This is a genomic window from Nocardia yunnanensis (assembly GCF_003626895.1).
Taxonomy (GTDB): Bacteria; Actinomycetota; Actinomycetes; order Mycobacteriales; family Mycobacteriaceae; genus Nocardia; species Nocardia yunnanensis.
The window spans coordinates 1,738,834-1,761,712 of the sequence record NZ_CP032568.1 but is presented as its reverse complement, the minus strand read 5'-3'; the positions used below and the strand labels follow the sequence as shown (position 1 = coordinate 1,761,712).

27 protein-coding genes are annotated in these 22,879 nt (G+C 68.6%); 16 read left to right on the top strand and 11 right to left on the bottom strand.

The window, feature by feature from the left end; translation table 11 throughout:
• Positions 1-2: 2 nt before the first annotated feature.
• From D7D52_RS08065 to D7D52_RS08050, 4 genes are read right to left on the bottom strand one after another with little or no spacing between them, the layout of a single operon-like run.
• Entirely contained in the window at positions 3-1,271 is a 1,269-nt protein-coding gene (locus D7D52_RS08065) for a cytochrome P450 (protein WP_120735752.1), read from the bottom strand.
• Between the two features lie 16 nt (positions 1,272-1,287).
• On the bottom strand, positions 1,288-2,751 hold the full coding sequence (locus tag D7D52_RS08060) for an FAD-dependent oxidoreductase (protein ID WP_120735751.1): 1,464 nt from the start codon (positions 2,749-2,751) through the stop codon (positions 1,288-1,290).
• Positions 2,748-3,968 carry a cytochrome P450 gene (locus D7D52_RS08055; RefSeq protein ID WP_120735750.1) on the bottom strand — a complete coding sequence of 407 codons (1,221 nt, stop codon included), beginning with the start codon at positions 3,966-3,968 and terminating at the stop codon, positions 2,748-2,750. Before D7D52_RS08055 ends, D7D52_RS08060 begins: the two co-directional genes overlap by 4 nt.
• Positions 3,965-5,203 (bottom strand): cytochrome P450, encoded by a 1,239-nt coding sequence (locus D7D52_RS08050; protein ID WP_120743910.1) that lies wholly within the window; start codon positions 5,201-5,203, stop codon positions 3,965-3,967. Before D7D52_RS08050 ends, D7D52_RS08055 begins: the two co-directional genes overlap by 4 nt.
• A gap of 207 nt (positions 5,204-5,410) precedes the next feature.
• On the opposite strand from D7D52_RS08050, the gene D7D52_RS08045 reads away from it, so the two are divergent.
• Genes D7D52_RS08045 through D7D52_RS08020 form a run of 6 tightly spaced genes read left to right on the top strand, consistent with a single transcriptional unit; the run spans position 5,411 to position 10,444 of the window.
• On the top strand, positions 5,411-7,123 hold the full coding sequence (locus D7D52_RS08045) for an AMP-binding protein (RefSeq protein WP_120743909.1): 1,713 nt from the start codon (positions 5,411-5,413) through the stop codon (positions 7,121-7,123).
• 39 nt (positions 7,124-7,162) lie between these two features.
• Positions 7,163-7,951, top strand: coding sequence for a ferritin-like domain-containing protein (locus D7D52_RS08040; protein WP_120735749.1), 789 nt, complete (start codon positions 7,163-7,165; stop codon positions 7,949-7,951).
• Between the two features lie 8 nt (positions 7,952-7,959).
• On the top strand, positions 7,960-8,508 hold the full coding sequence (locus tag D7D52_RS08035; protein ID WP_120735748.1) for a PaaI family thioesterase: 549 nt from the start codon (positions 7,960-7,962) through the stop codon (positions 8,506-8,508).
• Positions 8,505-8,756 carry an acyl carrier protein gene (locus D7D52_RS08030; RefSeq protein ID WP_120735747.1) on the top strand — a complete coding sequence of 84 codons (252 nt, stop codon included), beginning with the start codon at positions 8,505-8,507 and terminating at the stop codon, positions 8,754-8,756. Before D7D52_RS08035 ends, D7D52_RS08030 begins: the two co-directional genes overlap by 4 nt.
• Positions 8,753-9,586, top strand: coding sequence for an SAM-dependent methyltransferase (locus D7D52_RS08025; RefSeq protein WP_120735746.1), 834 nt, complete (start codon positions 8,753-8,755; stop codon positions 9,584-9,586). Before D7D52_RS08030 ends, D7D52_RS08025 begins: the two co-directional genes overlap by 4 nt.
• A 15-nt stretch (positions 9,587-9,601) precedes the next feature.
• Positions 9,602-10,444 carry an acyl-ACP desaturase gene (locus tag D7D52_RS08020; protein ID WP_120735745.1) on the top strand — a complete coding sequence of 281 codons (843 nt, stop codon included), beginning with the start codon at positions 9,602-9,604 and terminating at the stop codon, positions 10,442-10,444.
• A gap of 58 nt (positions 10,445-10,502) precedes the next feature.
• Here D7D52_RS08020 and D7D52_RS08015 read toward each other — a convergent pair whose 3' ends face one another.
• From D7D52_RS08015 to D7D52_RS08005, 3 genes are all read right to left on the bottom strand, one after another.
• A complete protein-coding gene (locus D7D52_RS08015) occupies positions 10,503-10,964 on the bottom strand; it encodes a PaaI family thioesterase (protein WP_120735744.1) in 462 nt (153 codons plus the stop codon).
• A gap of 118 nt (positions 10,965-11,082) precedes the next feature.
• The gene (locus tag D7D52_RS08010; protein WP_120735743.1) at positions 11,083-11,937 is read right to left on the bottom strand and encodes a LysR family transcriptional regulator; all 855 of its coding nucleotides are present in this window, start codon (positions 11,935-11,937) and stop codon (positions 11,083-11,085) included.
• Between the two features lie 52 nt (positions 11,938-11,989).
• Positions 11,990-12,175, bottom strand: a complete 186-nt coding sequence (locus tag D7D52_RS08005) for a hypothetical protein (RefSeq protein WP_120735742.1) — start codon at positions 12,173-12,175, stop codon at positions 11,990-11,992.
• Between the two features lie 199 nt (positions 12,176-12,374).
• On the opposite strand from D7D52_RS08005, the gene mug reads away from it, so the two are divergent.
• Entirely contained in the window at positions 12,375-12,935 is a 561-nt protein-coding gene (mug, locus tag D7D52_RS08000; protein ID WP_120743908.1) for a G/U mismatch-specific DNA glycosylase, read from the top strand.
• Positions 12,936-12,971: 36 nt separating this feature from the next.
• Here mug and D7D52_RS07995 read toward each other — a convergent pair whose 3' ends face one another.
• Positions 12,972-13,376, bottom strand: a complete 405-nt coding sequence (locus D7D52_RS07995) for a MarR family winged helix-turn-helix transcriptional regulator (RefSeq protein ID WP_246023687.1) — start codon at positions 13,374-13,376, stop codon at positions 12,972-12,974.
• Positions 13,377-13,498: 122 nt separating this feature from the next.
• On the opposite strand from D7D52_RS07995, the gene D7D52_RS07990 reads away from it, so the two are divergent.
• From D7D52_RS07990 to D7D52_RS07960, 7 genes are all read left to right on the top strand, one after another.
• Positions 13,499-14,143: a maleylpyruvate isomerase family mycothiol-dependent enzyme gene (locus D7D52_RS07990; protein ID WP_120735740.1), complete on the top strand. Its 645-nt coding sequence runs from the start codon at positions 13,499-13,501 to the stop codon at positions 14,141-14,143.
• A 16-nt stretch (positions 14,144-14,159) separates the two neighbouring features.
• Complete coding sequence (locus tag D7D52_RS07985) at positions 14,160-14,654, top strand: hypothetical protein (protein ID WP_120735739.1); 495 nt, start codon at positions 14,160-14,162, stop codon at positions 14,652-14,654.
• 93 nt (positions 14,655-14,747) lie between these two features.
• The gene (locus tag D7D52_RS07980) at positions 14,748-15,272 is read left to right on the top strand and encodes a MarR family winged helix-turn-helix transcriptional regulator (protein WP_120735738.1); all 525 of its coding nucleotides are present in this window, start codon (positions 14,748-14,750) and stop codon (positions 15,270-15,272) included.
• Between the two features lie 86 nt (positions 15,273-15,358).
• Positions 15,359-15,742: a hypothetical protein gene (locus tag D7D52_RS07975; RefSeq protein WP_222932796.1), complete on the top strand. Its 384-nt coding sequence runs from the start codon at positions 15,359-15,361 to the stop codon at positions 15,740-15,742.
• Positions 15,739-16,620 (top strand): NmrA family NAD(P)-binding protein, encoded by an 882-nt coding sequence (locus D7D52_RS07970; RefSeq protein ID WP_120735736.1) that lies wholly within the window; start codon positions 15,739-15,741, stop codon positions 16,618-16,620. Before D7D52_RS07975 ends, D7D52_RS07970 begins: the two co-directional genes overlap by 4 nt.
• A complete protein-coding gene (locus tag D7D52_RS07965; RefSeq protein ID WP_120735735.1) occupies positions 16,617-17,282 on the top strand; it encodes an NUDIX domain-containing protein in 666 nt (221 codons plus the stop codon). Before D7D52_RS07970 ends, D7D52_RS07965 begins: the two co-directional genes overlap by 4 nt.
• A complete protein-coding gene (locus D7D52_RS07960) occupies positions 17,279-17,731 on the top strand; it encodes a VOC family protein (RefSeq protein ID WP_120735734.1) in 453 nt (150 codons plus the stop codon). Before D7D52_RS07965 ends, D7D52_RS07960 begins: the two co-directional genes overlap by 4 nt.
• A gap of 424 nt (positions 17,732-18,155) precedes the next feature.
• Here D7D52_RS07960 and D7D52_RS07955 read toward each other — a convergent pair whose 3' ends face one another.
• Both D7D52_RS07955 and D7D52_RS07950 read right to left on the bottom strand, forming a co-directional pair.
• The gene (locus D7D52_RS07955) at positions 18,156-18,899 is read right to left on the bottom strand and encodes an ABC transporter permease (protein WP_120735733.1); all 744 of its coding nucleotides are present in this window, start codon (positions 18,897-18,899) and stop codon (positions 18,156-18,158) included.
• Positions 18,896-19,819: an ABC transporter ATP-binding protein gene (locus tag D7D52_RS07950; protein ID WP_120735732.1), complete on the bottom strand. Its 924-nt coding sequence runs from the start codon at positions 19,817-19,819 to the stop codon at positions 18,896-18,898. The genes D7D52_RS07955 and D7D52_RS07950 overlap by 4 nt, the downstream gene beginning before the upstream one ends.
• A 109-nt stretch (positions 19,820-19,928) precedes the next feature.
• Between D7D52_RS07950 and D7D52_RS07945 the strand changes: the two genes are divergently transcribed.
• Positions 19,929-21,089: a sensor histidine kinase gene (locus tag D7D52_RS07945; protein WP_120735731.1), complete on the top strand. Its 1,161-nt coding sequence runs from the start codon at positions 19,929-19,931 to the stop codon at positions 21,087-21,089.
• Positions 21,086-21,754 carry a response regulator transcription factor gene (locus D7D52_RS07940; protein WP_120735730.1) on the top strand — a complete coding sequence of 223 codons (669 nt, stop codon included), beginning with the start codon at positions 21,086-21,088 and terminating at the stop codon, positions 21,752-21,754. Before D7D52_RS07945 ends, D7D52_RS07940 begins: the two co-directional genes overlap by 4 nt.
• Before the next feature lie 423 nt (positions 21,755-22,177).
• Here D7D52_RS07940 and D7D52_RS07935 read toward each other — a convergent pair whose 3' ends face one another.
• Complete coding sequence (locus D7D52_RS07935; protein ID WP_120735729.1) at positions 22,178-22,864, bottom strand: DUF8020 domain-containing protein; 687 nt, start codon at positions 22,862-22,864, stop codon at positions 22,178-22,180.
• Between the last annotated feature and the right edge of the window lie 15 nt (positions 22,865-22,879).

Here is a 22,879-nt window from a genome sequence, read left to right as displayed (position 1 = left end):
GGTCAGGCGGGCTGGAAGGCTACGCGCAGGGATTCGAGGCCGCGGATCACCACGTTCGGTTTGAAGGGCGGGTTGTTCGAAAGGAGGTCCATGACGGCTACTTTGCGGAGGAGGACGTCGAGCAGGATCTCCATTTCGAGCAGGGCCAGGGGTGCGCCCAGGCAGTAGTGGATGCCGAGGCTGAAGCCGAGGTGCTTTTTGGCGGGGCGCATCGGATCGGAGTAGCGGGCGACGTCGGTGCGGTCGGGGTCGGGGAAGGCGCGTTCGTCGTGGTTGGCGGAGTTGATCAGGACCACCACGCCCTCGCCGGGCTCGAAGTCGTGGCCGGCCACGGTGATCGGTCGCGTCGCGGCGCGGGTGGTGATCTGCACCGAGGGCTCCAGGCGCAGCAGTTCGTCGGGTGCGGACGCGGTGAGTTCGGGTCGGTCGCGCAGGGCCTGGATCTGGTCGGGGGCGCGCAGCAGCCGCAGCATGCCGGTGCCGATCAGGTTGGCGGTGGTCTCGTGCCCGGCGACGAAGGTGGTGATGCAGGTGGCGAGCAATTCCTGCTCGGTGAGCACATCGCCGCGATCCTCGACCTGCGAGAGCGCGCTGAGCAGGTCGTCGCGCGGGTGCACGCGTCGCTGATTGAGCAGGTCCCGGAAGTACCCCATGAACCCGCGCGACGCGACGCTGCGCGCCCGCAGCGATTCCTCGGGCAGCGTGTAGTCGTGGTCGAAGCCACGAGCCAGGTCCTGCGACCACTGGTGCACCTGTGCGTAGGCTTCCTCGGGCACGCCGATGAGTTCGCAGGCGATGATCAGCGGCAGCGGATAGGCGATGGTCTCGACCAGATCGAATTCGCCTGCCGCCAAGGCGTTGTCGACCAGTTCCTCGGCGAGCTGCTCGATGCGCGGCCGCAACCGCGCCACCGTGCGCGGGGTGAACCCCTTGGTGACCAGGTTGCGCAGCCGAGTGTGGTCCGGCGGCTCCATCCACAGGAACGAGGTGGGCAGTTCCTCGGGAGCGTCCTCGGGTTTCACGGTCGGATGCATCATCCCGGCCTCTTCGGCGTGACTCCACGCGGTGGTGGACAACACCGCGGCGCAGTCCTCGTACCGGGTGAGCACATGATGCCCGAGCGGGGTCTGATGGATGGGCCCGGCGTCGCGCAGCACGCGCGCCGGAGTGTAGGGGTCCGAGCGGCCGTCGGGCCCGAACAGCTGGACCAGCGCGTTCAGAACGGCCGGATCCTGCTCTTGGGCAACGGCATTCACCTCTGGTGCGGCCATGAGTGTCCTCCTGGACTCAACGATCGACAGGTTCGACGGACGCGGCACCGTTGCCGCGCAGCAAGATTCGAGCCGCGAGCGCCGGTTGCAGCAGCGCGGCAGGCGGTTCGACGAGATGGGCGACCCGCATGAACGTGCGCGCCACCAGCGGATCCCGGTGCGCGGCGCGCTGCGCTTGCGCCACATAGGCATTGGCGAGACGTGTCCGCAATCCGCGACGGCCCGTCACCGCGGGGTGCCGCAGGTCCGAGGACGCCGCCAGCTGCCAGGCCGTGGTGGTCGGCGCATCGGCGGTGGCGTAGAAGCGTGCGGGCAGCTCATCGAGCGACAGGTCGAGGCGCAGGCACTCGCGCAGCACGGCCGCTTGCAGCGCCGCCACCGTCATGCCCTGCGCGTACAGCGGGTTGAACGCGCATTGCGCGTCGCCCAGCACGATCAGCGCCGCGGGCACGGCGGGCAGCCGATCGAAGCGGCGGCGTACCGAGGATCGGAAGCGGAAGGGCACCGGGTCCCCGAGAGGTACCGTGGCCGAGACTATGTCGTGAATATCGGGCGCGGACAGGGTCGCCGCGTAGGCCCCGAAGCTCGCCGCGTCGGCCGGCGGATGGTCGCCCGCCATGCCGGCGAGCGTGACCAGCCAGCGGTCGCCTTCGACGTGGACCGCCCCGCCCCCGCGACCGTCCGCCCCGGTGGAGACGATCGCCGAGCGCTGCCCGTCGAGCAGTCCCTCCCGGTGGCGGTAGTACCGCGACACATAACCGAGGTCGACCGCCAGACGCTCCTCGCCGGGCACCGGCGCGCCGCACGCCCGCAGCCACTCGCAGATCCGCGACCCGCGCCCGCTCGCGTCCACGACCAAATCCGCATGCAAGACCGGATCCTCGGGGACCGCTGCGGTTTCGGCGCCCGCGCAGCACTCCCGGCCACCGGCAGACGTCGCCGCCTCGTCGGTGGCCTCACCGCCCAGGTCCGCTCCTGCCATCGCGGGAACGCCGTCCGGTCGCGGCCCTCCGTCGGACGCCACCCGAACCCCGGTGATGCGTTCACCGTTTCCCGTCAGCCCCCGGACCGTAATCCCCTCGCGCAGCTCGACATTCGACAACGCCACTGTCCGGCGCCGCAACACCGACTCCAGCAGCGGGCGCGTGGCGATCACCGAGGTGAGACCGGTAGCGGTGGGCATCACTCGCAATCCTCCGATGTACCACCGGGTTCCGACGAGCACCTCGGCGGTGTGCGCTCCCGCCGCCACCAGCTCGGCGGTGCAGCCGGGATAGAGGTCCTCCAGGACGGCGCGGCCCCGGTCCAGCAGTCCGTGCAGGTGCCGCCCCTGCCCGACGCCGCGCCGCACCGTGCCCGCGTCGGCGGTGTCGCGTTCGAGAATGGTGACCCGCGTGCAGAATTCGGCCAGCACGCGGGCCGTCAGCAGTCCCGCGATGCCCGCCCCGATGACGATGGCGTGCCGGTCGTCCCGGCTCATACCGTCACCGGCAGCGCCATCACACCGCGGTGGATGAGGCTGAGCCGGTAGTCGACGTTGTCCGCGGCCAGTCGCAGCTGCGGCGCCCGTTCGAGCAGCGCGCGGATCGCGGCCGCCGCCTCGAGCCTGGCCAAGGGCGCGCCCACGCAATAGTGGACGCCGAGGCTGAAGCCCAAATGCTTACGGGCAGGCCGGTTCCCGGCGTAGCGGGTCACGTCGAAGCTGTCGGCGTCCGGAAACACGCGGTCGTCGCGGCTGGCCGACGCGGTGAGCACCACCACCCCGTCCCCGCGCCGGAACCGCCGCCCGCCGACCACCGTGTCGGCCAACGCGACTCGGATGGTGAACTGGGTGGGCGCGTCGTAGCGCAGCATCTCGTCCAGCGCCGGTTCCACGAGTTCGGGCCGTGCACGCAGCAATTCGAGCTGTTCGGGATGCCGCAGCAGCGCCAGCAGCCCGTTGCCGATCAAGTTGATCGAGGTCTCCATCCCGGCCACCAGCAACAGCAGTGCCATGCCGACGACCTCGGCGTCGGTCAGGGTCTGTCCGTCCGCGCTCGCCGCCACCAGTTCGCTGAGCAGATCCGGGCCCGGTTCCCGCTTGCGTCGCGCGGCCAGTTCACCGAAGTACCCGAGGCAGGCCAGTGCCGCCCGTCCGCGCGCCTCGATGTCGGCGGGTTCGAGCAGCGAATCGGGGTCGCTGCCGCGCGCGATCGCCAGCTGCCATTCCCGGAACCGCGCGCCGTCGGCGGGATCGCCGCCCAGCAGCCGCACCGGGATCATGGCCACCGCCAACGGGACCGCGAGATCCTCGAGCACGTCGAATTCGCCGCGCTCCAAGGCGATATCGACCAGATCGTCGACCACCTTCCCCGCGACCGGTGCGAGCTCGCCGACCATGCGCGGTGTGAACGCCTTGGCCACCAGCTTGCGGTAGCGGCCGTGCTGGGGCGGATCCATGCGCACGAACGACCCGGGAATCGCGGCGGTGGTGTCGCGGAAGGGGCTGATGCCGGCCGCGTACCCGTGTCCCCAGTCCGCGCCGGTGAGGATGGCCGCGCATTCGTCGTAGCGGGTGATCAGTGTGACCGGCACGTCCCCGAACCGGTACGGGAACAGCGCCGCCGCGTCGCGCACGCGCCGGTAGGCCGGGTACGGGTCGGCGCGATGCGCGGAATCGAAAGCGTCGAAGGTGATTTCGGGAACAGCGGTGCTCATCGGCCCTCCACACGGACACGCAGTTCGGACATGCCGCGCACGACCACATTCGGCCGATACGGCGGTTCGGCCAGCAGGCTCAGTTCGGTCACGCGAGTTCCCAACGCGTGCAATATGGTTCGCATCTCCATGCGAGCCAGCGGCGCGCCCAGGCAGTAGTGCAGGCCCAGTCCGAACGACAGGTGCCGTTCGGTCTCGCGCCCCGGCAGATATCGGCTCAGATCGAAACGGTCGGCGCCGGAAAAGGCTTCCGGATCGCGGTTGGCCGACCCGAGCAGCACGATCACCGCGTCACCGGGCACGAAAGTTCGCTCCCCCACGGTGATCTCGGCGCGCGCGGTACGGGTGGTCAGGTGGACGGGCGCGTCGTAGCGCAGCACCTCGTCGACCGCGACGCCGGCCAGGTCGGGATCGGCGCGCAGCCGCTGGAATTCGGCGGGCTCGCGGATCAGGGCCAGCACGCCGTTACCGATCAGGTTTACCGACGTCTCGTGGCCGGCCACCACCAGGATCAGCAGGGTGCCGATGAGCTCGGTGTGCGTCAGCCGCACCCCGGCCTCCTCGGCCTGCACGAGCGCGGTGATGAGATCGGGCCGCGGATCACGGCGCCGCTGCTCGACGAGATCACCGAAGAAAGCGGTGAATTCGTGCACGGCCGCGGTGCGCGCGGCCAGCTCCTCGGCGCTGAGCAGCACGTCCGGGTCGAGACCGCGGGCGATACCGGCCGACATGGCCCGTACCTGCGCGTGCGCCTCCTCGGGCACGCCGAGCATCTCGCAGATGAGGGTGAGCGGCACCGGATAGGCGAGCGCCTCCAACAGATCCACCTCGCGCTCGGCGAGGATCTCGGCCAGCAACTGGTCGACCAATTGTGCGGCGCGCTCACGCAATCCACTGACGGTGCGGGCGGTGAACGCCTTGCCGACCAGTCCGCGCAGCCTGGTGTGGTCCGGCGGCTCCATCCACAGAAACGACCCGGGCAGCTCCACATCGCTGTCGCCGTGCAGTAGTTGCGGCTCCTCGGCGTGACTCCAGCGCGAATCGGTCAGAATGGCCTGCGCCTCGGCGTGGCGGGTGACCAGGTGGGTGCCGTGGGGGCCGGGCACGAAAGGCCCGGCGGCGCGCAGAATCCGGTAGCTGTCGTAGGGGTTGTGCCGCAGGTGCGGTGCGACGCTCTCGACGACGGCCTGCTGTACTCGGGTCATTGCCGCGACGGCGACGGGTTCTGAACTCACCGGCGACTCCTGAATTGTGACTGCCATTTCGCGAGTTCATCCTCACCGGCGGGCACGGCCGCTCGGACGGCCATTGCCGACGCCTATCGAGCGATCGCCGTATCGCCTTATCGCCCAGTACAATTGGCCGATCGAGGCTGGTTATCGGCGCCGTCGTTTAACAACGTGTTCAGCGCCCGGACACCCGGCACTGTTGTCGTGGCGGTCATGAATTCCGCGAATTCCGAAGGCACGCTGACCGATCGGCTCGCATTCATCGCCGCCGAGCACCCCACGGTGGCGGCGACTTTCTGGTCCACCGGCGAACGCGTGGACTATGCCGAACTGTTTCGCGCCTCCCGGGCGGCAGCCGCGGCGCTCATCGGCCACGGGGTCCGCCGTGGTGAGCCGGTGGGCATCCTGTGCCCGAACGCTCCGGAATTCCTGGTGAGCTTCTTCGGCGTCGCCGCCGCCGGCGCGGCCGCCACTCCTCTGCCGCTGCCGGCGAGCACTCGCCGCGCGGGCGGCTATCCCGCGCAGCTGGCCGCCATCACCGCGGCGGCGGGGATGCGCACGGTGCTGGTGTCGCCGCGCTTCGCGGAGCTGGTGCCACTGCTGGGCGACGCCGTCGCGGTCGAATTCCTCGATACCACAGCGCTTTCCGATACCACCGTGCTTTCCGATACCACAGCGCTTTGCGGTGACGCCGGCGTGCCATTGCCGGTCCCGAGACCCGACGATCTGGCGGTTGTGCAGTTCACCTCCGGCAGCACCGCCCTGCCCAAGGGGGTGCGGCTGACCCACCGGCAGGTGATGGCCGGTCTGGCCGCCATCCGCCGCGGCATCGCGCTGGATCTCGAGGATCAAGGCGGCTTCTGGCTGCCGCTGTTCCACGATATGGGTTTGTTCGGGACGCTGTCGGCGATCCTGCGCGGCATCCCGGCGCACCTGTGGTCGCCGATGGCGTTCGTCAAGGATCCGGCGCGATGGCTGCGCGAGTTCGCCGCCAGCGGCACCACCATCACCGCCATGCCGAGTTTCGGTTACGAGGCGCTGCTGAGCGCGATCCCCCCGGAGCAGGTGACCGAATACGATCTGAGCCGCTGGCGTATCGCCTTCAATGGCGCGGAACCGATTTCACAGGAGGTGGTGGCCCGGTTCCTGGACCGCTTCGCCCCCGCCGGGTTCGCGCCGAGCGCCATGTTCGGCGTGTACGGGATGGCCGAGGCCACTCTCGCCGTGGCGTTCCCGCCGCTGGGCCGCGATCCGCTGTTCGAATGGGTGGACCGGGCGCTGCTGGCCGACGCCCAGTACGCCGAACCGGTTTCGCCGGGACAGGCCGGCGCGCGGGCGGTGGCCGGAGTCGGCTCGGCCGTGGCCGGCCTCGAATTGCGGGTGGTGTCCACCGATTCCGGCGTGGAGCTGCCCGACGGCCGCGTCGGCGAGATCCTCGTTCGCGGCGCGTCGGTCACCGACGGCTATCTCAGCGCCGACCCCGCCGCGGTGGCGGACCGTTTCGTCGACGGCTGGCTGCGCACGGGCGACCTCGGCTATCGGCGTGGCGGTGAGCTTTTCGTCACCGGCCGGTGCAAGGACATGATCACCGTGCGCGGCGTGAACCACTACGCCCAGGACGTCGAAGCCACGGTGCGGGATCTCGACGGCATCCACAAGCAGCGCTGCACCGCCGCGATCGACCCCGACGGGGCGGACGTGATCGCGCTCATCGCCGAAACCGAACTCGACGGCGACGCGGCGACCGCCCTCGCGCGAGCCATCCGGGATCGGGTGGCCGCCGAGCTGGGTCTGACGGCCGTCGAGGTCCATCTCGTGCCGCCGCGCACCATCCCGCGCACCAGCAGCGGCAAACTGCGCCGCCTCGCCGCCCGCGAACTCGTCGCACAGCACCGCGGCAGCACCGCCGCCGCTGATATTCCCTGACGCCCAACGCCATTCGACCCACGCCGACCGGAGGCACCCGTGCACAGCTATGACGTCTTCCGCCACTACGAGCGCCTGCACTGGAAGCTGGGCGATCTGGCTTTCGACACCGTCGACCAGGACCTGGTGCGGCCGGAGTACGTGACCCTGGCCAAGAGCGCCGCCATGGGCGAATCCAATGTGATCGCGGCCGTGCACGGCTTCCTGGCCGAGTTCGTCGACGACTACGACTTCTCCACCTTCGCCGTGGTGTGGGGTTACCAGGAAGTACAGCACCACTACGCCTTCCGGACCTGGCTGCGGGCGATCGGCGAGGATGTCGAGGACCGCGCGGTGGACGCCATGCGCGAGCCCTACGCCCCGGGCACCACGCCCTCGGCGACGCTGGCCACCAACATCATTTCCGAATTGACCGTCAACCACGTCTACCGCGCGGTGTCGGCGTGGGTGCGGGAGCCGGTGTTGAAGTCGCTGCTGCTCAACGCGAGTCGCGACGAGGCCGGGCACGCGCGCGAGTTCATCCACTACGCGACCGGGCGGCTGGCGCGCCGGCCGCAGGAGCTGCCCTCCGTCCTCGAGACCCTGTACGTGTACAGCTCCGAGGCCAAGATCAAGCATCCGGTCAGCACGTTCAAGGCCGGGATCGCCGAACTCGGCGACCACGAGACCATCGACACCGGATTCGAGCTGTTCCTCGAACAGGTCGCCGCCGACGGCGAATTGGACGTGCTGCACGACAAGGTGCGCCGCACCTTCGCGACCATGACCGGGCTGGACCTGTCCAGCAATGCCAAGGTCCGCCGCGCGCTGGCCGAGGCCATCGCCTAGCCGCGGCCATGCCGTCTCCCGCCGCCGCGAATCCCGCGACCGTTCCCGTGCCCTGGTCGGTCATCCCCGACTACCACTGCTTCGGCTGTTCCCCGCACAATCCTTCCGGGCTGCGCCTGAGTTTCACCGCGCACCCGGACGGTCTACAGGCGCGCTTCCGCCTGGACCGCTGTTTCGAGTCCTATCCGGGCATCGTGCACGGCGGCCTGACCGGCGTCGTCTGCGACGAGACGATGGGCAACCTGATCGTGCTGGTCCGCCACGTGCCCGCCTTCACGGTCTCCCAGCGCACCCGCTTCCTCGCCCCGCTGCTGGTCGATCACGAATACCGCTGCGTGGCAACGCTGTCGGCTCCGGACGCCGGCGACCTGATCCAGGCGAGCGCCGAGATCCTCGACGCCGACGGCCACAGCTGCGCCTCCTCGACCGCCACCTACCGTCCCTTCGCGCTCGATTCCGTGCGCCATCAGCTGTCCCTGCGCGACGACGAGGTCGCCGTGCTCGACCAGGCCCTCACCATGGCAAATGCCCTCTCCCCGAATGGAGTTCCCACATGAGCACCGACGACACCCTGCGCACCGTCACCGAGATCGCCGTCGCCGAGACCGGACTGCCCGCCGCGGAGCTGACCCCCGACGCCGATCTGCGCGCCATGGCGGGCGTGGATTCGGTGCGGGTGCTGCGCATGATCGCGCGCATCGAACGCACCTACGACATCGAACTCGAGGACGAAGACGTCTTCGGCACCGCGACCCTGGCCCAGGTGGCCGTGGTCGTCGACCGGGCGCTGCGGGACGCGGCATGACCGTCACCGCCGACACCAACCAGCACTACGATCTGGACCCGGAGATCTTCGGGCAGTTCCTGGATCCGTTGCGCAAGTACAGTTCCGCGCTCTACGACAACGACGGCGACAGCCTCGAACTCGCCCAGCGCAACAAGCTGCGGTTCGTCGCCCGCCGCCTCGGCATCCAGGGCGGCGAGCGGTTGCTCGACATCGGGTGCGGCTGGGGTTCGCTGATCCTGTTCATGGCCCAGGAGTACGGCTGCGACACCCTGGGCATCAGCCCCGCGCCGCGCCAGCACGACTACATCGCCGCACAGGCGCAAGCCCGCGGGGTCGAACGCCAAGTCCACACGCGCGTCGGGCATTTCGAGCGGCTCGAACTGCCCGCGGGCAGCTTCGACGCGGTCACCATGCTCGGGTCCATCGTGCACATGCCCGATCTGGGCGAGGTGTTCCGCCGCGCCCGCACGGTGCTGCGCCGCGGCGGGACGCTCTACGTCTCGGAGAGCTGCTTTCGCAATGCCGCCGCCCGCCGCGCCTTCGACGAGCGGGCCGGCACCGAGTTCGTGCGCTCCGACATCTTCGGCTGGGGTGATCTGCGGCCGCTGTCGGACCTGGTCACCGCCGCCGAGGACGCCGGCTTCACGATCACCTCGGTCGACGACCTCACCGACCACTACCGGCGCACCATCGAGGACTGGATCGCCAATGTGGACGCCGCCGCCGACGCCATCGACGGCCGCCAACCCGGCCTGGCCGCCAAGCTGCGGCACTATCTCGAGGTGGCCAATGCCGGATGGGGTTACACCACAAAGCATTACGCACTGGGCTGCCGCAAGGCCCGCTAGCCGTCAGGAGTAACGATGAGCATCGAATCCGCGCTGCTGCCGGTCGGTGAACTGGTGGCGGCGGTCGACGGCTTCCTGGCCGCCTCGCCCGCCGCCCGCGCCTGGGACGTGGAAACCGCCTTCGACTGGACCGCGGCCGACGCCGGACGACTGACCGAGGGACAGCGCTCGGCAGTCCAGTTCGTCACGTTCATCGAGGACCATCTGCCGGGGTACTTCGAGGTGTATCAGCGCTGCTTCCCGGTGAACGACAGCGTGGAGCTGCCCGCGTTCGTCCACAATCGCGAGCTCTACCATTTCACGGTGCGCTGGGCGCTCGAGGAGGACACCCACGCCCGCGCGCTCGCGCGGTATCAGGTGGCGTCCGGTATCGCTGAAAGATCCGCTCTGCGTGGCGAATTGGCGGTGGAGGGTCGTAAGCCGTTCGATCTGCCCTACGAGCATCCGGTGCAGTTCTTCGCCTATGCGCTGGTGCAGGAGAAGGCGACACAGCTGTACTACCACCAGTTGCGAGACGTCTGCGGCGATCCCGTGCTGGCGGCGGTGCTGAGCAGGCTGGCGCGCGACGAGGCACGCCATTTCAGTTTCATGGCCGATGTGGTGGGCCGCTACCTGCGGGTGCAGGGTGACGCGGCGGTCGCGCCGATCCGGGACGTGATCGCGGGATTCCGAATGCCGCTGGCGGATACGCTGCGCGGGTACTGGCGGTGGGCGCTGCGCATCGCCGAGGTCGCCGACTACGACCACACCGAGGCGTACGAGCATCTGCTCAAGGTGATCGATCGGGCGGTGGACGCGCGCAGCGATCGCGTCGACGAATTGGCCCGATTCATCGGGCAGTGTCGCGCGTTGGCGTGACGCCACGACGGCTGCGGCCCGGCTTCCCCAGGGAGCCGGGCCTTTTCGCGTCGGGCGGTCAGCCCTGCGGGCCCAGCACCAGGACGGTGGTGGAACCGTGCGCGATGAGCTTGCCGTCGGCGTCGGTGATGCGGCCCTCGGCGGTCGCGGTGCGCCGGCCCACGTGCACGGCGGTGGCCTCGCAGGTCAGGCGTTTGCCGTCGATGGCGACCGAGCGGATGAAGTTGACCTTCAATTCGAGGGTCGTATAGGCGGTGTTGTCACCGAGTCGGGTGAACACGGCGCTGCCCATGGCGGTGTCCATCAGGGTGGCGATCACGCCTCCGTGCACGGTGAACATGGCGTTGATGGTGGCCGGATTCGGGTCCAGGTGGTAGCGGGTGAAGCCATCTCCCGCGGCGTCGAGCCGGATGCCGAGCGAGGCGCCGACTCCCAGCTTCTCGTCCAGCCCGCGCTGGAAAACCTCGGTCAGTTCGCCGACGCGCGATGCGACGGTGTCGTTCACCTTGATGCCGGTCATGGTGCCATCCTCTCTGGACTGCGATGTCCTCGAATTCGATCAGCCCCCGGTGAATTCTGTTTCGCCGCAGTCCATTCCATTCCGAGATCCGATCGGCCGATCGAGAGTTGTCCGCACGCTAGTCGACGCCGGCACAAAGGCTTGTGGCCGTACGGATGAGGGCGGCGACAGGCTGGGACTTCGTGTGGGGTGGCCAGGCGATGACGGTGGTGACAGTTGGAGCATCGGGAACCGGGAGGAGGGCGTGGTCGGCGTGGAGCTGGGGGCGAAGCGATTCCGGCATGAGGGAGCAGGTTCGGCCGAGGGCGATCAGCTGGGTCAGCTGGGTTTGGTCGCGAACCTCGGGGCCGGGGCCCTCCGGATAGCTGCCGTCGGCTCGGGGCCAGCGGGGCAGGGGGAGGTCGGGGATCGCGGTGAGCTCGGCCATCGAAAGGTGGGGTCGGCCCGCCAAGGGGTGGGCCGCGGGCAGGACCGCGATCTGCTGCTCGGTGCGCAGGTCCTCGGTGTCGAAACCGGCCGCCGTGTCGTACGGGCGCAGCAGCAGGGCGACATCGGCACATCCGTTGCGTAGCAGTCGTTCTGATTCACCGGGCCCGCACAGCTTCACCTCGACCGGGACCGCGTCCGGTTCGGCGGCGTAGGCGTCCAACAGTGTCGACAGCAGTTCTCTGGACGCGCCCGTCTTGACGGCCAGCACGATACCGGGCCGATCGGCGCCGGCGCGGCGAGTGCGCTGCTCGGCCGCTTCGATCGCTTCGAGGGCGAGCCGCGCCTGCTGCAGCAGCACCGAACCCGCCTCGGTCAGGGAGATGGCGCGCGAAGTGCGATGCAGCAGCAGGACTCCGAGCCGCCGCTCGAGTCGCTGGATGGCCCGCGACAGCGGAGGTTGCGCTATCAGGAGCCGTTGCGCCGCCCGCCCGAAATGCAATTCCTCGGCGACGGCGACGAAATACCTCAGCTCCCGCGTCTCCACGCGGTCATCGTATCCATACGAATGACCGGCGCCCTCGTCCCGATTCCCTGCGCTAGGAGGCGGTTTCGCGGTGGTGGCGGCCCCGGGGCGGCAGGGGCACGACGGCCGGGAGCTCGAGTGTCGGATCGTCGAGCAGCCCGCGCATGTAGGTGATGAAGTCCTCGACCGTGGACCAGCGGGCGAGGATGTGGTTCAGCAACAGGCGCGTGGTGGCATCACCGCTGTCGATGCGATCCATCGTCCTCCCACCTCCCTGCCGACCAGCATTTGGACCGCGCGTACCCGATATCCGGCAGCATCTTGCACGGCGCGGGCCAGAACGCAGCCGGTTTGCGGGGAACCGATCGCGCCAATCCCGGCCGAAAGGTGACAACTCCCCCGAGGGCGATGAGGGCGTGCGCGATCGGCCGCGGTCGGGCACCGGGCAGACTGAACGCATGCCTTCCGGTTCGTCACCTCGGCCCTCACCCGCGGATCTGGCCGCCGCGCAGGACAAGACGATTCCCGATCTGATCGGGCCCGGCTTGCGCGTGCTGTTCTGCGGCATCAATCCGGGATTGTGGTCGGGCGCCACCGGATACCACTTCGCCCGCCCGGGCAATCGGTTCTGGCCGGCCTTGCACCGGTCCGGCTTCACGCCGCGCCAACTGCTGCCCGCCGACCAGCGGGAACTGCTCGGCCTGGGCTTGGGGATCACGAATGTGGCCGCACGCACGACCGCCAAAGCCGAGCAACTGACCCCGGAGGAACTGCGCGCCGGCGGCCGCGCCCTGGTCGAGCGGGTCGAGACGTATCGTCCGCGCGTGCTGGCGGTACTCGGCATCGGCGCCTACCGCACGGCCTTCGGTCGTCCGCGCACCGTGGTCGGCCCCCAGCCCGAACGCATCGGTGACACCCGGGTGTGGGTGCTGCCCAACCCCAGCGGCCTCAACGCCCACTACACCCTCGATGCCCTCGCCTCGGAATTCCGCGCGCTGCGCGAGGCGGTCGAGGCTTGACCCGCAACCCTCGCCCGGGTGCCGCTCTCCGGCGCGTCACATGTACGGATCGGTGATCTCGCGCAGCCGCGTCATGATGTCACGCAACTGGCGCATGCGGGTGCGGCCGAGATGATCGGCCCACTCGGACTCGATCGCGGTCGAGACGCCATTGGCGAAACGTGCCATGGCCGACCCGCGGTCGGTGAGACGGACCAGCCGCGCTCGCGCGTCGGTGGGGTCCGGGACGCGCCGCACATACCCCGCGCGTTCGAGCTGATCGATCAGGAATCCCGCGGTCTGCTTGGTGACCTGCGCCTGCTCCGCCAACTCGGTCAGCCGGGTGCCCTCCGGACCGATCCGCGCCGCGACCCGGCTCTGCGCAACAGTGATGTCGCCGTAGCCGGCCTCGGCGAGCGCGGCGAAGGTCCGCTGCTCCATCGACCGGGCGGCAATGAACATCAATAACCCCACATTCATCTCCCCGTCCGCCACCGCACTCCTCTCGCTCTTGACAGTAGTAAGAGTAGCTGACCAAAATTAGTAAGAGATACTGACCAATATCTCGGAGGGAAGTGGTTCGGATGGACCGCGAAACCAGTTGGGCGGTCATCGAACAGCAGCGCCTCGCGATCGCGGACCTGCTGGCCGGGTTGACGCCGGAGGAATGGGAAACGCCGTCGCTGTGCGCGAACTGGCGCGTGCGAGACGTCGCCGCGCATCTCGCGCTGACGCCGCAGCCCATGCCGGTGCGCACCCTGCTGACCGCCGGCCTGCGCGCCCGCGGCAATTACAACCGCATGATCGACCAATTGACCGTCGCGTACGCGAACCACCCTGTGTCCGAACTGGTTTCGCAGCTGCGCCGAGACGCCGCGTCCCGGCGGCTGCCCGCGCCGACCAACTACCGCAACATCCTGTTCGACGTCATCGTGCACGGCCAGGACATCGCCCTGCCGCTACGACGCCCGCTGCCGGTCGACTCGACCGCGGTCGCGGCCGCCACCGCCCGCGCCGCGCGCATCGGCCGGCCGGTCTGGGACGGTCACCGCCTGGACGGAATCCGGCTGCGCGCCACCGATATCGACTGGGCGCTCGGCGCCGGCCGAGAGATCCGCGGACCGATCATGGCGCTGCTCCTGCTCGTCACCGGCCGCACCGCGCTCCGCGACGAACTCACCGGCGACGGACTCGACACCATGCTCACCCGGATCACCGCACATCACTGAAAGCTGGAGAAGTTCGATGAGATTCATCATCGCCGCCCTGACCGCCGCAACCGCGACCCTGTTCGTCACCGGTTGCACCCCCAACGATTCCGCCGGAGGGGCTGCCTCCGACCACCCGGGATCGACAGACACCGCCGGTCCGAGCAGCCGAAGCGGTTCCAGCGCGAACCTCAGCGCCGGACCGCGTAGCGCGACCACCGGCCCCACCTCGAAGTCCGCGGGAAAGTCGTACACGGTCATCGTCGAAATCCACGGCAGCGGCAATGTCACGAACATGACCTGGCAAATTGCCTCCGAAACCCATATGGGCGGACAGACTGTGAAACCAGGTAGCCCGGTCCACGTCGAGCGGACCCTCACCGCAGACTCCCCGTTCCCGGTGAAGATCTACGGCGGCACGCTCCCCGGCGCCGAACTGCGTTGCAGCATCACGGTGAACGGCACCGTGGTGGTCGAAACGCCAAGCACCACCAAGGGTCTCGACTGCGAAACCTTCGTCCAAGCCGGATGAGCCAGGGACTGGCCCGCCTACGCCATGGGTAGCCGGTTCGGCGGGGGTCCGGAGTACTTTGACGGGTGCTTAGTTAGGTGCCATACTAGATTCATGGCCTCGGATCACGAAGCGCTTCAGGCGCCTACGCTGGCGCAGGCGCGCTCGCAGATCCGGCGGTATGGACTCGAGGATGCTGTCGATCCGCAGGTGGTGCTGGTTGCCGTTCGGCTGCTCGCGGTCGGGGCCGGCCTGGTCAAGGCGTCGGAGGCGCACTTCGCGCGGTTCGGCTTGTCCACCGGGCGGTATCGGTTGCTGGCGGCATTGGAGGATGCGGACGGCGAATTGTCGCCGTCGCACTTGGCAGCGATTCTCGGAGTGACTCGCGCGACGGTGACGGGACTCATCGCGAGCTTGGAACAGCAGGGGCTGGTGTGCCGGCGGGACTCGACGGAAGACGGTCGCAGTGTGATGGTCGTGCTGACCGCTCGTGGCGCGAAGAGGTTGCGGGAGATGGCTCCTGAGCATTTCGCTCGTCTACAGGCAATGGCCGGGGCGCTGACGTCCGCCGAGCGCACCACGTTCCTCGATCTGCTCGAACGCATCAGCCAAGGCATCGGCGCGCTGTCCGACGACTGATCAGCACAGCGGCACGAGTAGCCCATCTCTACCCATGTAGTTAGGTGGCTAATCAAATGAGTGCAACGGCAGCGTCACCGCGGTTCGTGCTGTGGCGCGAGGTCGTGTTCGCCTATTTGGCGCCCGCGCTCTGTGCGGGTGCGGGCGGTTTGATCACTCGGCAGCCCGGGTTGATGATCGCGGCGGTGACGTCGATCGCGGGCACGTCCGCTGTCGTCGCATTCCTGCTCGGAATGTGGTTGCAGCACAGCCAAACAGGCATTGCGTGGCTGCGGCATGCCGCACCGGCGGCCGTCGCGGCGACGTTCGGTCTCGGCGCGACCGCACTCGCGGCGGTGATCGCCGAATTACTCCTCCGCACCTCGTGGTTCGCCGAGCGCATACGCATCGACGTCCCCCTCGCCGCGGCCGTGGCCTCCACGATTGTCGCGTGGCGCTGGAGTTCGATCCATCGGAAGGAAAACCAATGATCGTCATCATGGGCGCGACCGGTGCGACCGGCAACGCCTTGCTGCGTCGCCTTGCGGGCTCGGGAGTCCCCTGCCGAGCGCTGAGCCGAGAGCCGGATCAGTTGCGTGAGAAGGCCTTTGCTCTGGCAGGTGTCGATGTTCGGCACGCGGACGCGACCGATGCGGATTCGCTGCGCGCCGCGTTCTCCGGGGCGACGCAACTGTTCTTGACCATGGTCAACAGACCGGACCAGGTCGAACTCGAAACTCGCGCAATCGATATCGCGGCCGAGTGCGGTATCGGCCATGTCGTGAAGCTCTCCGCTCCCACCGCCGCGCCGGATTCGCCGGTCGCCATCGCGCGCTGGCATTTCGCGATCGAGGAGGTGCTGCGGAATTCCGGTATGGCCCATACGATCCTGCGTCCCTACGCGTTCATGCAGAAACTGCTCTCGCTCGCACCCTCGATCGCCGCGCATCGGGTGATCAGCGGAACACTGGGCGCGGCCGCCTGCAACTTCATCGACTGCCGCGACATCGCCGATGTCGCTGCAGCGGCCCTCACTCGGCGCGAAATCGCAGGCGGTACTTACACTCTCACCGGGTCAAGGACCTACAGCTACGCACAGCTCGCCGGACAGCTGACCGGGTTGCTCGGCGTTCCGATCCGCTATGTCGATCTGTCGCCCAGTGACTTCCGCGCCGAGCTCGTCGAGCGGTCCGGACTCCCGGACTGGCTCGCCGATCACATCGTCGAAATCCAACAGCTGGCCGTCGCACAGCCGGAACGGCCGACCGATACGGTGGCCCGCGTCCTGGGGCGGCCGCCACGCACGCTGGAGTCGTTCCTGTCCGAGCACCTCGACGCGTTCACCCAGCCCGCCGCGGTGCGACGATGACCGCCGGCATCGACACCCCCGACCGTCGCGGTCGAACCGGCCTGGACCGCCACGGCCGCGACCTGACCGGCAATCCTCGCGTCCGCGTGCACGACGTCGAAGTGCTCTCGTGTCACTGGTCGGTGCTGCGCAACACCACCTTCGACTACCAACACCGCGACGGGCACTGGAGCCGTGAGCAGCGCGAGACCTACGACCGCGGCGACGGCGCGACCATCCTGCTCTACAACACCGGCAGCCGCTCGGTCCTGCTGACCCGCCAATTCCGGCTCCCCGCCTACGTCAACGGACACCCCGACGGCATGCTGCTGGAAACCGCGGCCGGCCTCCTGGACGGCGAGGCCCCACACGAGGCGATCCGCCGGGAAGCAGCAGAGGAAACCGGACACCGAATCGGCATGACGGAGGCCGTCTTTCAGGTCTACATGAGCCCAGGCTCGGTAACCGAACGCCTGCACTTCTTCGCGGCCCCCTTCGACTCCGCCCGCTCCGACACCGACAGCCACGGCGTCGCCGCCGAGGGCGAAGACATCCAAACCGTCGAAATCCCTTTCGACGACGCCCTCACCATGATCCGCACCGGAGAAATCGCCGACGCCAAAACGATCATGCTGCTGCAATGGGCCGCCCTCGACGGACCGTTCCGCAGAGCACACCCATGACCACCCCCACCGGCTTCGACGGAATCCACCACCTCAAGATCTTCGTCACCGACCTCGCCGCCGACCTGGCCTGGTGGTCGGCAGTCGTTGGCGCCCAACACGACCCGCGCTGGGACCACCACACCGTCGACGGTGACGTATTCGCCTACATCGTCCACATCCCCGGCGTGGAAGCCCCCCTGGAACTGCGATTGAACCCAGACGCTGCCAACCGAACAGCCGCACTCGACCCCGTAACCTTCGCAGTCCACACCCGCAACGATCTCAACCTCCTCGCCAACCGTCTGAACACCCTCAACCTCGAACATTCCGGAATCCTGCGCGGCATACTCGGCTGGCTGCTCGTAACCCGCAGCCCGAGCGGCCTGTCCGTCCGCTTCTACACCCGCCAGTCCCACGACTGGGACCCCGGCCACGCCGACACATTTTCCTCTTGGCTCACAACGTAATTTGCCGCTGCACTCCACCACCTCGGTTGAGAGCTCGACCTCGTCCAAGACAGGCGCAGAGGCCATGCCCGGATCGGTGATCCGGGCATGGCCGTCTCCCCCGCACCCATGCGACCTCGGTAACCGCCACCTCCAGCACGGACCCCTACCCCTGACCAGCTGGCCATAGTCGACTGAAGTGCGCGGTAATGCCGAGTTTGGTGCGTTGTGAGTACTGCTGTTTCCGAGTGGAGACTTAAGCCGCGGATGTGGAGAAGGAGTTCAAGGCTGCGTGGCTCGGTGCAGAAATCTCTGTGTTGGGTGGCAGTTGATTTCGCCGGAATACCCTGCAGCGCAGTCCGAATTACCTCGCGCGAACACGCGGGATGCCGGGATCAACAGGGCAGCGGCGAGGGCGCGGAACAAGCTGTGCACGACTCGCTGCTCACAGATCGCGGCGGTGCATGACCAGCCAGCCTGCCATTACGGCCGCTGCGGCCCACAGTGCGGCGACCAGCAAACCGGTCCACGGACCGAGCGCTCCGGCAGGATGCGACAGCAGGACCTGCCGCCCGGCGCGGTCGGGCAGGAATTCCGCCGACGTGGCGCCCCCTCCGACATCACCGAGGGTGAACGACAACAGAAGCACGAGCGGGACAAGCAGTCCCATCGCCAGCGCGCCGCTGCGGAACAGGGCCGCCAGCCCGGCCGCGAACAGTGCCATCAAGGCGGCATAGAGGCCGCAGCCGAGGATCGCACGCCACACCGCCGGATCATTAAATTCGAGCCGCGCCGAGTCCAGAAAAGGCCGGGCGCACAGGAACGACGTCAGCCCGGTCAGCACCCCCACGACGCAGGCCGATCCCGCTACGACTGTCAACGCGGCTGCGTACTGCAAGCCGCGGCGGGGCACGGCCACCAGCCATATCCGTTCGCCTTGACCGCGATACCCGGCCGCGACGCAGGCCGCGCCGAAGCAGATCGCCGCGGCCTGCCCGAAGTTGATGCCGTAGAACGCCATCAGCAGTGGATCGAATCCGGGCTTGTGCGCGTTCTCCCGACCCAGGCTCGCCGCGCCCACGATCGAGAACCCGACCGTGCTCACGAACAGCAGTGCAAGGACCGCGGGCAGTGAGGGCAGCGACCGGACCTTGATCCACTCCGACCGCAACACCGAGGTGAATGTCATGCCGCCTCCTTCGCTCGCGCCGCGTGGGCCCCTTCTCCAGCGGTCAGGGCCAGGTACGCGTGCTCCAATGTCGTTTCCTCATCGGTCAATTCGAGGATCGGGACTCCGGCCCCGGACAGCAACGGCCCGAGGCGGTCCGCCTGTTCTCCCGGTATCAGCCAGCGATCCGGCCCATCGGGAACCGGTTCGATGCCGTTGCATGCCAGCGTCGCTCGCAACAGGGCGGGATTCGTCGTGCGCACGCGGACCCGCGGTTGCGTATGGGCGCCGATGAACTCGCGCAGCCCGGTGTCCGCGAGCACCCGGCCACGGCCCAGCACCAGCAGGTGATCGGCGAAACTGGCCGTCTCCCCCATCAGATGGCTCGACACGAGGACGGTGCGGCCCTCACGGGCCAAGCGCCGCAGCGTTTCCCGCAGCCAGACGATGCCCTCGGGATCCAGGCCGTTCGAGGGCTCGTCCAGCATGAGTACCGGGGGATCACCGAGCAGCGCCGCGGCGATGCCGAGCCGCTGACGCATGCCGAGGGAGAAGGTGCGAATCCGCTTCCGCGCCACCGAGATCAGCCCGACCTCCGTCAGTACCTCGTCCACCCGGCGAGCAGGCAGGCCGCTCCCTACCGCGAGCGCGAGCAGATGGTCACGGGCCGTGCGTCCCGGATGCGCCGCGGCGGGGTCCAGCAGGGCTCCCACCAGCCGCAGCGGCTGCGCGGCCGCTGTGTAGCGGTGGCCGCCCACGGTGGCCGTGCCGGAAGTGGGGCGATCCAGTCCGAGGACGAGTCGCATGGTCGTGGATTTCCCGGCACCGTTCGGGCCGAGGAAACCGGTCACCCGGCCTGGTAGTACGTCGAACGTGACGTCGTCGACGGCCCTGGTTCGGCCGTACTCCTTGCTGAGCGCTCGCACCTCGATCATGGTCATGGCATCAGCCTTGCCGTGAACGCCGCGTCAAACCTCCCCCGTCCGTGCCGATCTTCTCCCCCGGACGGGGGAAGCGGCCACCCCACTCGGTCCTGGCACTATGGGAGCCATGTTCGCGCTGCTCCGCCCGCTGACCCGCGCGGTCACCTACACCCGCGGACTGCATCTGTGCCTGCCGCTGGCGGTCGTGGCGATCTGGTTGTTCATCGACAGCGGTCGGCTGTATGTACCGGCGCTGTTGATCATTCCGGTCGGGTTGCTGCCGGCGGCTCGGCTGGCCGAGGGCATCCAGGCCCAGCTCTTCCTGACCCCGGGCGAACGTGGCCGGCCCGACGCATCCATCACTGCTGCCTCGGCGACTACCTGGGCGGATCGTTGGCGCACAGTGTGGTGGATGGAGCTGCGGCTGGTGTGCAGCGTAGTGCAGCTGGCGGTGATCGTGGGCACGGTGTGGTCGTGCACCGACCTGATCCGCGCCGCCGCAGGCGCTGCGCCGTCCCGGGACGCCCTGATCCACCTAGCGCCGCACCGGTTGTGGGCGCTGATGGTGCCGGTGCCCGTGGCGGTCGCGCTGGCAGTCCTCGTCGGGCTGGGCGAGTTCGTCACCGCCGCTGCCCGCCGGCTGCTCGGTCCCTCGGTGGCCGAGCGTCTGCACGTACTCGAGCAACGCACGGAGCAATTGCTCGAACACAATCGCATCGCAAGGGAATTGCACGATTCCATCGGCCACGCCCTCACCGCGATCGTGCTGCAGGCGGGCGCGGCCCGCGCCATCGACGACCCCGAATTCACCGGCCGCGCACTGGATGCCGTCGAGAACAGCGGCCGCGCCGCGATGGACGACTTGGATCGGGTACTGCGTGTCCTACGCACACCCGGCCCGCCCACCGACGAACGCCCCACGCTCGCGGCGGCGGCACATCTCATCGACTCGGCGCGATCCACCGGTGCACCGATGGAAGTCGTCGTCGAAGGCCCGATCGACGCGCTACCCGGCCCGATCACCCGCGAGGGATATCGCATACTGCAGGAATCGCTGACCAATGCCCTGCGCCACTGCGGGCCCGTGCCGATTCAGGTTTCGGTGCGAGCGGATACAAAACAGCTAAAGCTCGAGGTCCGTAATCCGCTCCCGGAACCACCGGCTGCCTCGGGTGCGGGCAGCGGCCTGCGCGGCATCCGCGAACGCGCCGAACTCCTCGGTGGCCGAGCACAATTCGGTCCTGACGGGAACGCCTGGCTGGTCCGCGTGGAAGTGCCGCTCCGATGACCTCGATCTCTGTCCTTCTAGTCGACGACGAACCGCTGGCCCGTGCAGGATTGAGCGCCATCCTCGCCGCCCAGCCCGGCATCGAGGTGGTCGGAGAAGCCGCTGACGGCATCGCGGTCGTGCCCCTGATCAAACAGTTGCGCCCCACAGTGGTCGCCATGGACGTGCGCATGCCGTTGATGGACGGCATCGAGACCACCCGGGTGATCCTGCGCGAACTGCCCGACCCGCCCAAAATCCTCATCATCACCACCTTCGAGCACGACGACTACGTCTACCGCGCGCTACGCGCCGGCGCCGACGGCTTCCTCCTCAAGAGGGCTCGCCCCGCCGAGATCGCCAACGCCGTTCGCACAGTCGCGGAAGGCAATTCGCTCCTCTATCCCGCAGCCGTGCGCACCTTGGCCATGGGGCACGCGAACCCGGCCTCACGGGCGGCCCTCGACCGCGCCGCGCTCACCGACCGTGAGCACACCGTGCTGCGACATATGACCCGCGGCCTGTCCAACGCCGAAATCGCCTCCCGCATGTACCTCGGCGCCGAAACCATCAAGTCCCACGTCTCCGCCATCCTGACCAAACTCGGCGTGCGAGACCGTACACAGGCCGTCATCCTCGCCTACGAATCCGGATTCGTAGGCGTCGACACTCCTGTCGGCGAATAGCCGTCGTCGGGCGGAGGAGGCCCGAGGTACTAAGGTCGATCCATCAAGCCGAGATCGATGATCGGTGGAGCGCTCATCGCTGGAATCAGCAAGGCTTCGAACTGGATTTCTCCGAGTGTGGCGATTACCTCCGGTGGATCACGGAAGGCCTCCGGCACGCTCACCGCGACAGAACCGACGACGAGTAGCGCCCGTACGTCGTGGCAAGGCTCTCGGCGAGAACGTCCGGAACTGCCGCTTACAAGGTTGTTCGGCTTGGCCAACGAGGTCGGGTGGGAGGATTGACTGTCCGAGAACGGTTGGCGGGAAGGAAGTTTCCGCGCTGACCCTGCCGGTCCGCCCCGACGACGAAGGCCCCGTCCGGATATCACCGATCCGGACGGGGCCGTGTCCCCCGGGCGAGACTCGCCGGGCCTGATCCGCTTACTTCGCGGGGGTGAAGGGTTGGTTGATCGTGGTGAAGTATTGGATGGCGGCGGCGATGGCGACGGGGGCGGTGACGAAGATCTGGCCGGCGATGGTGCCGAGGAAGCCGACGGCGGCGGCGCCGGCGACGCAACCGGCCAGGGGGCCTGCGCCGAAGAGGAGGGCCAGGGCACCGGTGAGGGTGGCGCCGACGGCGGCGCCGGCCAGGCAGCCCAGGCCCGCGCCGGCGAGACCGCCGACCAGGGTGCCGATGGTGGCGCCGACGGAGATGGTGTCGCGCATGCGACCCCAGGCCGCCTGCTCGCGGTCGTACTGGGTCTTCCAGGGGGCCTGGTCCTCGTAGGGCAGGGCCACCGGCTGGTAGACCGCGTGCGCCTCGTCGAACTGGGGAGTCAGGGTGGCGGTGCGGCCGGAGATGTCGGCGGCGATGGGGAAGACGAAATCGTCGACCCGGAAAGAGAGTTCGGTGCCGGCCAGGACGGTCCCGTTGGCGGCCTTGATCTTGAAGACGCCGTCCTCGACCGTCATCGAACCGGCGTCGGTGCGAACGATGGTGGAGGTCCCGGTGTCGGTGGCCGTGTAGTCGATGGTCTCGGCGGGGTTCGCCTGGGCGGTGCCGGTAACGCCGGCGCCGATGCACAGCGTGGCGGCGAGCAGCGCGGACGCCGCAGCAGTGTTCCTCATCCTGTTTCTCTCTGC

Bases quoted from the DNA above. Each gene is read 5' to 3' on its own strand.
- D7D52_RS08065 (WP_120735752.1), bottom strand. From the start codon at position 1,271: ATGGCCGCACCAGAGGTGAATGCCGTTGCCCAAGAGCAGGATCCGGCC.
- D7D52_RS08060 (WP_120735751.1), bottom strand. From the start codon at position 2,751: ATGAGCCGGGACGACCGGCACGCCATCGTCATCGGGGCGGGCATCGCG.
- D7D52_RS08055 (WP_120735750.1), bottom strand. From the start codon at position 3,968: ATGAGCACCGCTGTTCCCGAAATCACCTTCGACGCTTTCGATTCCGCG.
- D7D52_RS08045 (WP_120743909.1), top strand. From the start codon at position 5,411: ATGAATTCCGCGAATTCCGAAGGCACGCTGACCGATCGGCTCGCATTC.
- D7D52_RS08035 (WP_120735748.1), top strand. From the start codon at position 7,960: ATGCCGTCTCCCGCCGCCGCGAATCCCGCGACCGTTCCCGTGCCCTGG.
- D7D52_RS08030 (WP_120735747.1), top strand. From the start codon at position 8,505: ATGAGCACCGACGACACCCTGCGCACCGTCACCGAGATCGCCGTCGCC.
- D7D52_RS08025 (WP_120735746.1), top strand. From the start codon at position 8,753: ATGACCGTCACCGCCGACACCAACCAGCACTACGATCTGGACCCGGAG.
- D7D52_RS08020 (WP_120735745.1), top strand. From the start codon at position 9,602: ATGAGCATCGAATCCGCGCTGCTGCCGGTCGGTGAACTGGTGGCGGCG.
- D7D52_RS08015 (WP_120735744.1), bottom strand. From the start codon at position 10,964: ATGACCGGCATCAAGGTGAACGACACCGTCGCATCGCGCGTCGGCGAA.
- D7D52_RS08005 (WP_120735742.1), bottom strand. From the start codon at position 12,175: ATGGATCGCATCGACAGCGGTGATGCCACCACGCGCCTGTTGCTGAAC.
- mug (WP_120743908.1), top strand. From the start codon at position 12,375: ATGCCTTCCGGTTCGTCACCTCGGCCCTCACCCGCGGATCTGGCCGCC.
- D7D52_RS07995 (WP_246023687.1), bottom strand. From the start codon at position 13,376: ATGTTCATTGCCGCCCGGTCGATGGAGCAGCGGACCTTCGCCGCGCTC.
- D7D52_RS07990 (WP_120735740.1), top strand. From the start codon at position 13,499: ATGGACCGCGAAACCAGTTGGGCGGTCATCGAACAGCAGCGCCTCGCG.
- D7D52_RS07985 (WP_120735739.1), top strand. From the start codon at position 14,160: ATGAGATTCATCATCGCCGCCCTGACCGCCGCAACCGCGACCCTGTTC.
- D7D52_RS07980 (WP_120735738.1), top strand. From the start codon at position 14,748: ATGGCCTCGGATCACGAAGCGCTTCAGGCGCCTACGCTGGCGCAGGCG.
- D7D52_RS07970 (WP_120735736.1), top strand. From the start codon at position 15,739: ATGATCGTCATCATGGGCGCGACCGGTGCGACCGGCAACGCCTTGCTG.
- D7D52_RS07965 (WP_120735735.1), top strand. From the start codon at position 16,617: ATGACCGCCGGCATCGACACCCCCGACCGTCGCGGTCGAACCGGCCTG.
- D7D52_RS07960 (WP_120735734.1), top strand. From the start codon at position 17,279: ATGACCACCCCCACCGGCTTCGACGGAATCCACCACCTCAAGATCTTC.
- D7D52_RS07955 (WP_120735733.1), bottom strand. From the start codon at position 18,899: ATGACATTCACCTCGGTGTTGCGGTCGGAGTGGATCAAGGTCCGGTCG.
- D7D52_RS07950 (WP_120735732.1), bottom strand. From the start codon at position 19,819: ATGACCATGATCGAGGTGCGAGCGCTCAGCAAGGAGTACGGCCGAACC.
- D7D52_RS07945 (WP_120735731.1), top strand. From the start codon at position 19,929: ATGTTCGCGCTGCTCCGCCCGCTGACCCGCGCGGTCACCTACACCCGC.
- D7D52_RS07940 (WP_120735730.1), top strand. From the start codon at position 21,086: ATGACCTCGATCTCTGTCCTTCTAGTCGACGACGAACCGCTGGCCCGT.
- D7D52_RS07935 (WP_120735729.1), bottom strand. From the start codon at position 22,864: ATGAGGAACACTGCTGCGGCGTCCGCGCTGCTCGCCGCCACGCTGTGC.